This is a genomic window from Sphingomonas azotifigens NBRC 15497, from assembly GCF_002091475.1.
Classification (GTDB): domain Bacteria; phylum Pseudomonadota; class Alphaproteobacteria; order Sphingomonadales; family Sphingomonadaceae; genus Sphingomonas; species Sphingomonas azotifigens.
Window position 1 is genome coordinate 1 of sequence record NZ_BCTR01000031.1, and the last position, 11,322, is coordinate 11,322.

General features: G+C 67.5%; 9 protein-coding genes. 7 read left to right on the forward strand and 2 right to left on the reverse strand.

From position 1 onward, the window contains the following. Window positions 1–43: 43 nt before the first annotated feature. Window positions 44–2,035: an alpha/beta hydrolase family protein gene (locus tag SAZ01S_RS12205; protein ID WP_084582549.1), complete on the reverse strand. Its 1,992-nt coding sequence runs from the start codon at window positions 2,033–2,035 to the stop codon at window positions 44–46. A 135-nt stretch (window positions 2,036–2,170) separates the two neighbouring features. Here SAZ01S_RS12205 and SAZ01S_RS12210 point away from each other — a divergent pair, with 135 nt between their 5' ends. The 4 genes from SAZ01S_RS12210 (at window position 2,171) to aguB (ending at window position 6,173) form a co-directional block, all read left to right on the forward strand. Then, window positions 2,171–3,808, forward strand: coding sequence for a M28 family metallopeptidase (locus tag SAZ01S_RS12210; protein ID WP_084582557.1), 1,638 nt, complete (start codon window positions 2,171–2,173; stop codon window positions 3,806–3,808). 183 nt (window positions 3,809–3,991) lie between these two features. Beyond that, window positions 3,992–4,969 (forward strand): agmatine deiminase family protein, encoded by a 978-nt coding sequence (locus tag SAZ01S_RS12215; protein WP_084582550.1) that lies wholly within the window; start codon window positions 3,992–3,994, stop codon window positions 4,967–4,969. After that, a complete protein-coding gene (locus tag SAZ01S_RS12220; protein ID WP_084582551.1) occupies window positions 4,966–5,316 on the forward strand; it encodes a DUF3147 family protein in 351 nt (116 codons plus the stop codon). The genes SAZ01S_RS12215 and SAZ01S_RS12220 overlap by 4 nt, the downstream gene beginning before the upstream one ends. A gap of 8 nt (window positions 5,317–5,324) precedes the next feature. Further along, window positions 5,325–6,173, forward strand: a complete 849-nt coding sequence (gene aguB / locus SAZ01S_RS12225; RefSeq protein WP_084582552.1) for an N-carbamoylputrescine amidase — start codon at window positions 5,325–5,327, stop codon at window positions 6,171–6,173. 21 nt (window positions 6,174–6,194) lie between these two features. On the opposite strand, the gene SAZ01S_RS12230 is transcribed toward aguB, so the two are convergent. Next, window positions 6,195–7,475 (reverse strand): DUF418 domain-containing protein, encoded by a 1,281-nt coding sequence (locus SAZ01S_RS12230; RefSeq protein WP_245824802.1) that lies wholly within the window; start codon window positions 7,473–7,475, stop codon window positions 6,195–6,197. Window positions 7,476–7,513: 38 nt separating this feature from the next. Between SAZ01S_RS12230 and SAZ01S_RS12235 the strand changes: the two genes are divergently transcribed. From SAZ01S_RS12235 to SAZ01S_RS12245, 3 genes are all read left to right on the forward strand, one after another. Continuing rightward, window positions 7,514–9,196: a sensor domain-containing diguanylate cyclase gene (locus tag SAZ01S_RS12235; RefSeq protein ID WP_084582554.1), complete on the forward strand. Its 1,683-nt coding sequence runs from the start codon at window positions 7,514–7,516 to the stop codon at window positions 9,194–9,196. Between the two features lie 71 nt (window positions 9,197–9,267). Beyond that, window positions 9,268–9,474 (forward strand): hypothetical protein, encoded by a 207-nt coding sequence (locus SAZ01S_RS12240; RefSeq protein ID WP_084582555.1) that lies wholly within the window; start codon window positions 9,268–9,270, stop codon window positions 9,472–9,474. A gap of 122 nt (window positions 9,475–9,596) precedes the next feature. Then, a complete protein-coding gene (locus SAZ01S_RS12245; protein WP_084582556.1) occupies window positions 9,597–11,276 on the forward strand; it encodes an AMP-binding protein in 1,680 nt (559 codons plus the stop codon). The last annotated feature ends 46 nt before the right edge of the window (window positions 11,277–11,322 follow it).

The window sequence follows — 11,322 nt, forward strand, 5'->3', positions numbered from 1 at the left end:
CCGGTGCCGCGAAATGCGCTGAGGCGCATTTCCAAACAGCCTCTCAGGGCTTTGCGGGCAGGCCCAGCGCGGTGCGCAGGAAGGTGTCGCTCTTGTCGAGCATCTGGGTACGGACGGTGTCGTCCTCCAGCTGGTGATCGAGGCCCTTGAACTCCACCAGTTCGACCTGCTTGCCGGCCCCGCGCAGCTTGGACGCCATCAGCCGCGATTCGCCGATGCCGACGTTCAGATCCTCGTCGGCATGGAAGATCAGTACCGGCGCCTTGATCTTTGCGGCGTTCTGCGCCGGCGAACCCTCGCGCACATGCGGGCCATGGCCGATAAAGGCGTCGACCAGCGCGTAGTTGGTGAAGCCATAGGCTTCGCCGCGCAGCGTCTCCAGATCGGTCACCGGGGCGACAGCGACGATCGCCTTGAACAGATCGGGATCGAGCACCGAGGTCTGCAGCGCCGCATAGCCGCCATAGGACCAGCCGACGATGGCCAGCTTGCCCGGTGCCGCGATGCCCTGCTTCAGCAGCCAGCGGCCGCCATCGTTGACGTCGCCGATCGCGGTGCGCCACGACTGGAAGCCGTTCTTCTGGTACCAGGCGTCGCCATAGCCGGTGGAGCCGCGATAATTGGGCTGGAGCACCGCAAAGCCACGCGCCGCGTAGAACTGCGCCAGCCAGTCGAAACCCCATTCGTCGCGCGCGCCGGGGCCGCCATGCGGCATCACGATCGCCGGCAGGTTCTTGCCGTCGCTGCCCGCCGGCAGGGTGAGATACCCGGGGATCGGCGTGCCGTCCGCCGCCGGGAACGTCACGGGCCGCACGCTGGCGAGCGCCGTCCCGCTCAGCTGCGGCCGCGACGGCAGCACCTCCGCCAGGCCATGGGTCTTCTTGTCATAGAGATAATAGGTGCCGGCATCGGTGTCGCCGCCGGCGAACAGCAGCAGCTTCGATTCGTCGGCGCTCGCGTCGATGAAGGTCACCAGCGGCTTGCCGGGCAGCGCCTTGCCGAGCGCGACGCGCAGCTTCTGCAGCTCCGGATCGAAAAACTCGGTCGTCCGCTTGTCAGTAACGAAGCTGACGCCCACCACCCGCCGCTGCCGCCCGATCCGCACCAATCCGCTAACGTCTACCTGGGGGTGCGCGAACACCAGCTTGCGGGTGAGCGTGCCGTCGAGCGTGATGCTGTAGAGCCCGTTGCGCCCCCCGGCATCATCGAAGCCATAGACGAGGTTGGCATCGCGATCGACGGCATAGGGGTTGAAGCCGACGTCACCCGTCGGCGTGATCGTCAGGTCCCCGAACTTCTTCCATTCGCGGCTGCCGGGCAGGCGATAGCTGTAGACGAGATGGCCCGATCGCTGGCCGCCTTCATGGACCGACTCGACGCCGATGATCCGCACGGTGCCATGCCCGTCGCTGATATATTCGCGCACGCCGGGCCGACCGGCCTCGACCGTCCTGCGGCGCAGGCTGGTCGCGTCGACCAGCTCGACGCCCATGCCTTCCGCCGAGCTGGCGAGATGCGTGCCGGTCGAATATTCGGGCACAAACGTGCGGGTCATCAGCACCGATCCATTGGCGCCATCGGGGCCCCAGTCGATGATGCTGCCGCCCGATTGCATCATCCCCAGCGCGTTCGCGCTCTCGCGCGCGCTCAGTACCTTCAGGTCCGAGCCGTCGCTGTTGAGCGAGACCATGCGGGTGAACGCCAGCTTCTCGACCAGCTTTTCGATCAGATAGACGTTGCAGATGATCCGGGTGTCGCTCGCCCAGTGGCAGTTGGTCAGCCGGTCGGGATGGCCGCTCGATCGCAGCACCACCTTGGTGGTGCCGGTGGCAAGATCGGCGACGACGACCGCCGATCCGCGGCCCTGTACCGGCTCGATCATCGCGACATGGCTGCCGTCGGGCGAGAGGCTGATCTGCTGCACCAACTCGCGGCTGCCGAATCGCGCCGCATCCTTGCTTTGCGCCGCCGCCGGCATCGCCGTGACCGGCATCACCACCGCCGCCAACAACGCGGCACGAACCATCGTCTTCATCTATCCCCCCATGGAATTGCGATGCCAGCCTAAGGCCGGCGCGGCATTTCGCAATCCGCGAACACCGCAGCCGCGGATTGCCAGCCGGGCCGCAGCCTGACACGTTCAGTGCGATTCCCGCCGATGGAGCCCTGCATGCGCCTGTCCCTGCCGCTGATCCTGTTGCTCACCACCACCGCCACGGTTGCGCAGGCGCAGACCGCAGCCCCCGCCCTCTCGCTCGACACGCTGAAGACCGTCACCCAGACCCTGTCCTCCGACGCCTTCGAGGGCCGCAAGCCGACCACGGCGGGCGAGGACAAGACGATCGCCTATCTGATCGAGCGCTTCCAGAAGGCGGGGCTCAAGCCCGGCAACAAGGGCCAGTGGGTGCAGGACGTGCCGCTGGTCGAACTCAGCGTGCAGAGCCCCAGCAAGCTCGCCTTCGCCGGCGGCAAGACGCCGGTCGCGCTCGCCTATGGCAGCGAGGCGGTGTTCTCCACCTACCGCGTCACCCCGAAGATCGACCTCAAGGACAGCGAAGTCGTGTTCGTCGGCTATGGCATCAACGCGCCCGAGCGCGGCTGGAACGACTATGCCGGGCTCGACGTGAAGGGGAAGACCGTCGTCCTCCTGATCAACGATCCCGACTGGCAGACCATGACGCTCGACGGCCCGTTCGGCGGCCGGGCGATGACCTATTATGGCCGCTGGACCTACAAATATGAGGAAGCCGCGCGGCAGGGCGCGGCGGCGGCGATCATCATCCACGATACCGAGCCGGCCGCCTATGGCTGGGGCGTGGTCGAGAGCAGCTGGGGCGGGCCGAAGCTTGAGCAGGATACGCCCGGCGACCATGCGGACCAGTCGCAGCTGATCGGCTGGATCCAGCAGGATGCGGCCAAAGCGCTCTTCGCCAGCGCCGGCAAGGACTATGCCGCGCTGGTCGAGGCGGCCAGGCACAAGGGCTTCAAGGCGGTGCCGCTGGGCGTGAAGGCCTCGGCCAGCTTCGGCGTGGGCATCAAGCGCCAGGCCTCGAAGAACGTGATCGGGATCCTGCCCGGCACCGAACGGCCGGACGAGGTGGTGCTGCTCTCGGCGCATTGGGACCATCTCGGCCACTGCAAGCCGGTGAACGGCGACGACATCTGCAACGGCGCGGTCGACAACGCCACCGGCACCGCCGGGCTGGTCGCGCTCGCCGAGGCCAATGCCAAGGCGGGGCCGGCCAAGCGCAGCATCGTGTTCCTGGCGGTGACCGCCGAGGAACAGGGGCTGATCGGCTCGCAATATTATGCCGAGCACCCGGTCTATCCGCTCGCCAGGACCGTGGGCGGGGTGAACATGGACGGGCTCGACATCGTCGGCAAGGCCCGCGACTTCGTGCTGGTCGGCGCCGGCAAGTCGGAGCTCGAGGAACTGGTGAAGCCGCTGGTCGCCGCCGAGGGCCGGGTGATCGGGATGGAGCCGACGCCGGAAAAGGGCAGCTATTACCGCTCGGATCATTTCAGCTTCGCCAAGCTGGGCGTGCCGATGCTCTATGGCGAAAGCGGCGAGGATCTTGTCGTCGGCGGCAAGGCGGCGGGCGCCAAGGCGGCCGAGGACTATACCGACAAGCGCTACCACAAGCCGCAGGACGAATATGATCCCAACTGGAACTGGGACGGCGCGCTGTCCGACCTGCGGATCTATTACGGGCTGGGCCGCGAACTGGCCGAGGGCAGCAACTGGCCGAACTGGTTCAAGGACGCCGAATTCCGCGGTATCCGGGACAAGACGCGGGCGGGGCAGTAAGGGCAGGGGCCAGCCACATCACCACCGTCATTCCCGCGCAGGCGGGAATCCATTTGCCAGGACGGTACGGCTCCTGCTGCGAACGCACCGGCCAATGAATCCCCGCCTTCGCGGGGATGACGGCTGGGGGTTGGCGGACGCCCGGCCTTTTCCCTGTCACGAGACACGGCTAAAGCCCGCGCCATGACTCGTACCCCTCCCCCCGAATGGGCGCCGCACGACGCGGTCTGGATCGGCTTTCCCAGCCACGCTGACCTCTGGGTCGAAGACCTCGAGCCCGCCCGCGAAGAAGTGATCGCCTTTGCCCGTGCCGTCCATGCAGAAGGCCGCGGCGAGCGCGTGATCCTGGTCGCCGCCGATGCGGCTGCCGCCGAAGCCGCCCGCGCCATGGCTGGCGATGCCGCCGAGGTCGTGACCGAACTGTTCGGCGACATCTGGCTGCGCGATACCGCCGGGATCCTCACCGGCGACGGCGTTGCGCAGGACTTCGGCTTCAACGGCTGGGGCGGCAAGTACGACCTCGAAGGCGACGACACGATCGGCGCGCGCCTCGCCGCCCGCCGGCAGCTCACCGCCGTCAAGCATGGCTGGGTGCTCGAAGGCGGCGCGATCGACGGCGACGGCACCGGCCTGTGCGTCACCACCGAGCAGTGCCTGCTCAACCCCAACCGGAATCCCGATCTCGACCGCGCCGCGATCGAGGCCAAGCTGGCGGCGGACCTGGGCTATACCCGCGTGCTGTGGCTCGGCGATGGCCTCGCCAACGACCATACCGACGGCCATGTCGACAACCTCGCCCGCTTTATCGGCCCCAACCGGCTGCTGATCCCGACGCCTGCCGAGGACGATCCCAACGCGGCGATCTACGCCGATGCGGTCGCCCGCGCCGAGGCATTCGGCGTCGAGGTGGTGCGGATGCCCTCGCCCGGCGCGGTACTCGACGAGGACGGCGAGGTGATCCCGGCCAGCTACATGAACTTCTACATCGGCAACGCCGCCGTCGTCGTGCCGCTCTACGGCCAGCCCAACGATCCTGCCGCGATCGAGACGCTGAAGGATCTCTTCCCGAGCCGCACCATCGTCGGCCAGCGGGCAGACCATATCCTTACCGGCGGCGGCAGCTTCCACTGCATCTCGCAGCAGATCCCCACGATCGGATGACCGCCTTCGCCGTCCGCGCGCTACTCTCCGGGCTGATCGTCGCCGCCGTTGCGATGCTCGCCCGGCGCAGTCCCGCGCTCGGCGCGCTGGTCGCCTCGCTGCCGCTGATCTCGCTGCTCGGGGTCGTGTGGCTGTGGCGTGACACGCAGGACAGCGTGCGGGTGGCGGACCATTTGCAGGCGACCTTCTGGTATGTCCTGCCCTCGCTTCCCATGTTCCTGCTCGTACCGGCGCTGCTGCGATCGGGCGTCGGCTTCGCGCCGGCGCTCCTCGCGGGCATCGCCCTCACCATCCTTCTGTATTTCCTGACCACCGCGGCGCTCGCCCGGTTCGGCATCACGCTCTGAGGACCGTCATGACTGAGATCACCGTCGGCGCGCTGCAGCTCGCCTTTTCGAACGACATCGACGCGAACATCGCCCGCGTGACCGAGCTGGTCCGCGAGGCGGCCGGCCGCGGCGCGCAGGTCGTGCTGCCGCCCGAACTGTTCGAGGGCGAATATTTCTGCCGCGTCGAGGACGAGGGCCTGTTCGCCACCGCCAAGCCGGTGACCGAGCACAAGGCGGTGCTGGCGATGCAGGCGCTTGCCGCCGAGCTTGGCATCCACATCCCCACCAGCTTCTTCGAAGCCGATGGCCCGCACCATTATAACAGCCTCGCGATGATCGGCCCGGACGGCAAGGTCTCGGGCGTCTATCGCAAGAGCCACATCCCCGACGGCCCGGGCTATGAGGAAAAGTTCTACTTCCGCCCCGGCAACACCGGGTTCAAGGTGTGGGACGGCCCCGGCGCCAAGCTGGGCGTGGGCGTGTGCTGGGACCAATGGTATCCGGAAACCGCGCGCGCGATGATGCTGATGGGCGCCGAGCTGCTCTTCTACCCCACCGCGATCGGCAGCGAGCCGCATGACGACAGCCTCGACACCGCCCGGCTGTGGCGCCGCGCGATGGTGGGCCATGCGGTCTCCAACGTCGTGCCGGTGATCGCCGCCAACCGCGTCGGTACCGAGCATGGCCAGACCTTCTACGGCACCAGCTTCATCACCGACGAACGCGGCGACATCCTCGCCGAGCTCGACCGGGAGGAAGAGGGCGTGATCACCGCGACGCTTGACCTCGATCGGGTGAAGCGCCACCGCGCCGCCTTCGGCTTCTTCCGCGATCGCCGGCCGGAACTCTACGGCCGGCTGGTGCAGGACATCTGATCCCGCGCGGCCTCCGGCGCCTCAGCGCGCCGGGGGCCGGCGACGGAACGGCACGTCGCGCCGCAAATAGGTCAGCGCCCGCCACACCCATTCGATCGGGCCATATTGGAAGCGCGCCAGCCACCAGTGCGCGACGACGATCTGGACCGCGATGGCCGCCAGCGCGACCCACAGGCGCGTCGCGGCATCCCAGTCGTTATATTTGCCCAGGCCATAATGGTAGAAGATCGGTACGAAGATCGCCGATTGCAGGATGTAGTAGGTCAGCGTCAGCCGTCCCGGCGCGGCGAGCGGCCGCACCAGCCATCGCGCGCGGCCGTCATACAGCGCGATCACCAGCAGCGCCCAGAAGGCGGTGCCGGCCAGATCGAGCCACAGGTTGATCAGCGCCCAGAAGGCCCGGTCCGCACCCAGCCCCAGGCCCAGGCCCGAAAAGGCCTCGCGCAGCGGCTCGCGCGCCAGAAACAGCAGCACCGCGAGCAGCGCCGCACCGAGCAGCGCCGGCCGCCGCCAGCCGCGGCTCTTCGCCAAGTCGCCGAAGAAATCGGTGCGGCCCAGCACCAGGCCGAGCAGATACAGGCCGAGGATCTGCACCATCCGGCCATATTCGAGGAAGAACCAGTATTTGGACTGCTGCCCGGCCCACAGGTTGACCCGCAGCACCTGCCACAGGTCGCCGCTCAGATAGACTGGCATGCCCGGATCGACCGAGGACTGCGCCGGCGCGTTCGCCCAGCCCGCGCCCAGCGCGCCGGCGACCAGCTGCACGATCAGGCTCGGTCCGATCAGGCAGAAGCCGGCGCCGGCGAGCAGCACCGCATTGCTGCGGATCCGGTTGAACAGCAGCAGCAGGAAGCCGATCGCCGCCAGCGTCTGCATGATGTCGCCGCGATAGATCAGCGCGTGGAGGAAGCCGATCGCCTCCAGGATCAGCAGCCGCCAGGCGAAGCGGGCGGTGAAATCCTGCCCGCGCTGCGCCGCGCGGTCCATCAGGATGAAGAAGCTGAAGCCGAAGCACAAGGCGAGCAGCGAGAAGCTCTTGCCCATGAACAGGGCGAAGACGATGTCGGTGATCAGCCCGGGCCGCTCGGTCGCCCAGAACAGCTCGTAGCTTTCGACGACATGCACCAGGAACAGCGCCATCAGCGCGAAGCCGCGCAGCACGTCGACCACGTCCAGCCGCCCGCCGCTCGCCGGGCCGGCAGGAGCAGCACGCGTCGCTGCCGCGATGCTCCCACGCGTCGGTCCGGTGCGATCGGGAGGGCTCTCGCCAGTATCAATAGTGCCCGGCATCGGCCTCATTTACGTCTTCTTTGTCCGACAAGCGTAGGGACACCATTATGGTCCGTGCCCTTTCCTGCCGGCTGATTTGCATCGCGCTCGTCGCGCTGTTTGCGTGCCTTGTACCCCCGGCCCATGCCCAAGCAGGGGTGGCCGGTCAACCACTTGGCGTCTGCCTGCTCCCCGACACCGGCCAGCGGGTGGAGGATCTGATCAGCCGGCCGGAACGGTTCGACTGTAGGACGCCGCAGCATCGCTTCGGTTCCGGTAATTTCTGGGCGTTGACCGGGCCGATCGATCGCCGCTCCACCTTCGTCGATCCGCTCGTGGTGCGGTTCGCCAGCCTCTGGCAGGACGGCCTGACCATCCATTTCGTCTATGCCGATGGCAAGCTGCGGCGCTGGGACAGCGATGCCCGCGGGATCAGTCCGCTGATCCAGCTGGGCGCGATCGCGCAGGCGCCGGTCCCGGTGCGCGACCCCGCGCTGGTGCGCGTCCTGTTCCACATCCAGCGATCGGCGAATGCGCGCGGCATCCTGCTCGACCCCCGCATCGCCACGCTGCGCCAGGGCGATGCCGCCAATCTGATGCTCGCCGCGCTCTACGCATTCTTCGCGGGGATGGCGCTGGCGCTGCTCGTCTACAATCTGGCGCTGTGGTGCGCGATGCGCCACCGTTTCCAGCTGCACTATTGCATGCTGCTGGCGGCGATGCTGGGCTATACGATCACCTCTTCGGGCGCGCTCGCCTGGCTTGCGCCCGCGCTGGCGAACAACGATCGGCTGCGCTTCAACTATCTCTTCATGGGGCTGGCGGGCGGCGCCGCCGCGCTGTTCACCCGCAGCTTCTTCCACGATCACATGCCGCGGCGCCAGCTGGACCGGCTGGCGAGCATCGTCGCCTTGGCGGTGCCGCTCTCGGCGCTGGGGGTCGTCCTGTTCGGTGCGATCAACCTGCGTATCGCCGATCTGCTCTATGCGCTCACCATTGGCGGGCTGCTCGCCATCGTCGTGCCGACCCTGTTGGGCGCGTGGCGCCAGCGCTCGCATTTCCTGTGGCTGTTCGCCCTTGCCTGGAGCGCGCCGATCGTGCTCGCCACCACCCGCGTGCTGGCATCGCTGCGGGTGCTGCCGTGGAGCTTCTGGCTCGACAATTCGACCGTCCTCTCGATGGGCGCCGAAGCGCTGATCTCGTCGCTGGCGGTGGCCTACCGGATCAAGTTCCTGCGCGAGGAGCGCGACGCCGCGATCACCCGCGCGGTGCTCGCCCGCAAGCTGGCCGATATCGATCCGCTCACCGGCCTGCTCAACCGCCGCGCCTTCCTGCAGCGGGCGATCGGGCGGACCGACCCGCAACAGCTCCTGCTGGTCGACATCGATCACTTCAAGCGCGTCAACGAAACGCTGGGCCATGACGGCGGCGACGAGGTGCTGCGGCTGTTCGCCGCCGGCCTGCGCGCGACGGTGCCCGACTCGGTGCTGATCGCGCGCATGGGCGGCGAGGAATTCGCCCTGCTCGCCCCCGCCGCCCAGCCGATCGAGGCCGAAAGGGTGCTCGCCGCGCTGCGCACCGCCCGCATGCCCTTCGATCTGACGATCACCGCCAGTATTGGCAGCTGCACCGGCAGCCTTGTTCGCGAAACCGACTGGAAGGCGCTGTACCGGCGCGCCGATAGCGCACTGTTCGAAGCCAAGGCCGCCGGAAGAGATCGCGCGCGCGCCTTCGTGCAGGCCCATCGCTAACCTTTCGTACCACCGCTAACCTTGCCCGCGATCGCCAGGCGGTGTAGATGGTTTGGAGGGAGAAACGACCCATGTCGCGTCAGAAGCGCCTATTGCTGGTTGCCGGGGCCATTGCGCTGGCCCTTGCCGTCGTGCGCCCGTCGCGACCCCATGCCGATCTCGCGATCCTTACCCACCGCGCTGGCGATACCGCGCCGCAGCAGGTGCACGCGGCGGTCGACCTCGGCATTCTCGCCGTATCGGTGCTGGTCACCTGGAGCCGCCAGCTCGGCCGCTGAGTCGCGGGAACCAACCCTCGGAGATTGCCGTAGAGACCGGGCGCAGGCGATGCGCGACGGACCGGCATGCGTGCACAAAACCGCGCTTGCATGGCAAAATCGGGTTGCTTACACTGATGTCAATGACAAAGCCCGAAATGGTCTGGAAGACCGCCTATCGGCATCCAGGAGAGTGGGATCGCAGCTACGCGCCGCGGTCCATGGTTGACCTGTTCGAGGAAAGCGCCACGGCCCATCGCCAGGCGCCGCTGCTCGACTTCATGGGTCGCATCTACAGCTATGGCGAGGTGCTGGACGGCGCCAATCGCGTTGCGTGCGGGTTGCGCGCGCTCGGCTATGGCCCGGGCGACCGGATCGGCCTGTTCCTGCCGAACGTGCCGCATTATGTCGCCGCCTATTACGGCATCCTCAAGCTCGGCGCGACGGTGGTGAACTTCTCGCCGCTCTATTCGGTGGACGAATTGGCGGCGCAGGTCACCGATTCGGGCACGAAGCTGCTCTTCACCCTGTCCGCGACCGCGCTCCTCCCCACCGCGCTCAAGGTGCTGGAGAAGAGCGGACTCGAACGGCTGGTGGTCGGCTCGGTCGCCGGTGCGCTACCGACGGCCAAGTCGCTCTTCTACCAATTGTTCCGTGGCAGCGAAGTCACCGCCAAGCCGCACGATCCGCGGATTCTCGCCTTCTCCAAGCTGATCGCCAACAAGGGCGATTGCACGATCCCCAGCATCGATCCCGAGCGCGACGTCGCGCTGATCCAGTATACCGGCGGCACCACCGGCACGCCCAAGGGTGCGGTGCTCACGCACCAGAACCTGTCGGCGAACGCGCGGCAGGTGGCGGAGCTCGACCCCGATGTCGGCAAGGTCGAGGATACGGTGCTGGGCGTGCTGCCCTTCTTCCACGTCTTCGCCAATACCTGCGTGCTCAACCGCACGGTGATCACCGGCGGCAAGATCATCATGCTGCCGCGCTTCAACGCCCGCCAGGTGCTGACCGAACTGCGCCGCACCAAGCCGCGCTCGCTGCCGGGCGTGCCGACCATGTACCAGGCACTGCTCGACGCGCCGGGGATGCGGCCCAGTGACTTCGCCTCGCTGCGCTTCTGCATCTCGGGCGGGGCGCCGCTGCCGGAGCAGCTCAAGCTCAACTGGGAGCAGACCACCGGCGCGCACATCATCGAAGGCTATGGCCTCTCCGAAAGCTCGGGCGTGGTCTCGGCCAATCCCTATGTCGGGCTCAACAAGAGCGGCACGATCGGCCAGCCGATCGCCGGCACCCGGGTGCGGCTGGTCGACAAGGAAGACCCGCGCAAGCCTGCCCCCGAAGGTGAGCCGGGCGAGATCGTGGTGAAGGGCCCGCAGATCATGCGGGGCTATTGGAACCGGCCGGAGACCGATGTCGGCACCTTCGTCGACGATCACTGGCTGCGCACCGGCGATGTCGGCATCATCGACGCGGACGGCTATATCCACATCGTCGACCGGCTGAAGGACATGATCGCGGTCGGCGGGTTCAAGGTGTTCCCCAGCCAGATCGAGGCGGTGCTCTACACCCATCCGGCGGTGAAGGAGACGCTCGTGCTGGGGCTGCCCGACCCGTATCATGGCGAGCTGCCCCATGCCTATGTCGCGCTCAACGAAGGCACGACCGCGGACGCCAAGGAAATGTGCGACTGGCTCAACGCCCAGCTCGGCAAGCATGAGCGGGTGAAGGAAGTGGTGATCCGCGACAGCCTGCCCAAGACGATGATCGGCAAGCTTAGCCGGAAGGATCTGCTGGCGGAGGTGAAGGCGGGGCGGTGATCCCATCTTAAGCCCCTCCCCTTCAGGGGAGGGGTTGGGGTGGGGC

Coding starts and splice junctions, on each gene's coding strand:
- SAZ01S_RS12240 (WP_084582555.1), top strand. CDS start 9,268: ATGTCGCGTCAGAAGCGCCTATTGCTGGTTGCCGGGGCCATTGCGCTG.
- SAZ01S_RS12205 (WP_084582549.1), bottom strand. CDS start 2,035: ATGAAGACGATGGTTCGTGCCGCGTTGTTGGCGGCGGTGGTGATGCCG.
- aguB (WP_084582552.1), top strand. CDS start 5,325: ATGACTGAGATCACCGTCGGCGCGCTGCAGCTCGCCTTTTCGAACGAC.
- SAZ01S_RS12220 (WP_084582551.1), top strand. CDS start 4,966: ATGACCGCCTTCGCCGTCCGCGCGCTACTCTCCGGGCTGATCGTCGCC.
- SAZ01S_RS12210 (WP_084582557.1), top strand. CDS start 2,171: ATGCGCCTGTCCCTGCCGCTGATCCTGTTGCTCACCACCACCGCCACG.
- SAZ01S_RS12230 (WP_245824802.1), bottom strand. CDS start 7,475: ATGAGGCCGATGCCGGGCACTATTGATACTGGCGAGAGCCCTCCCGAT.
- SAZ01S_RS12245 (WP_084582556.1), top strand. CDS start 9,597: ATGACAAAGCCCGAAATGGTCTGGAAGACCGCCTATCGGCATCCAGGA.
- SAZ01S_RS12215 (WP_084582550.1), top strand. CDS start 3,992: ATGACTCGTACCCCTCCCCCCGAATGGGCGCCGCACGACGCGGTCTGG.
- SAZ01S_RS12235 (WP_084582554.1), top strand. CDS start 7,514: ATGGTCCGTGCCCTTTCCTGCCGGCTGATTTGCATCGCGCTCGTCGCG.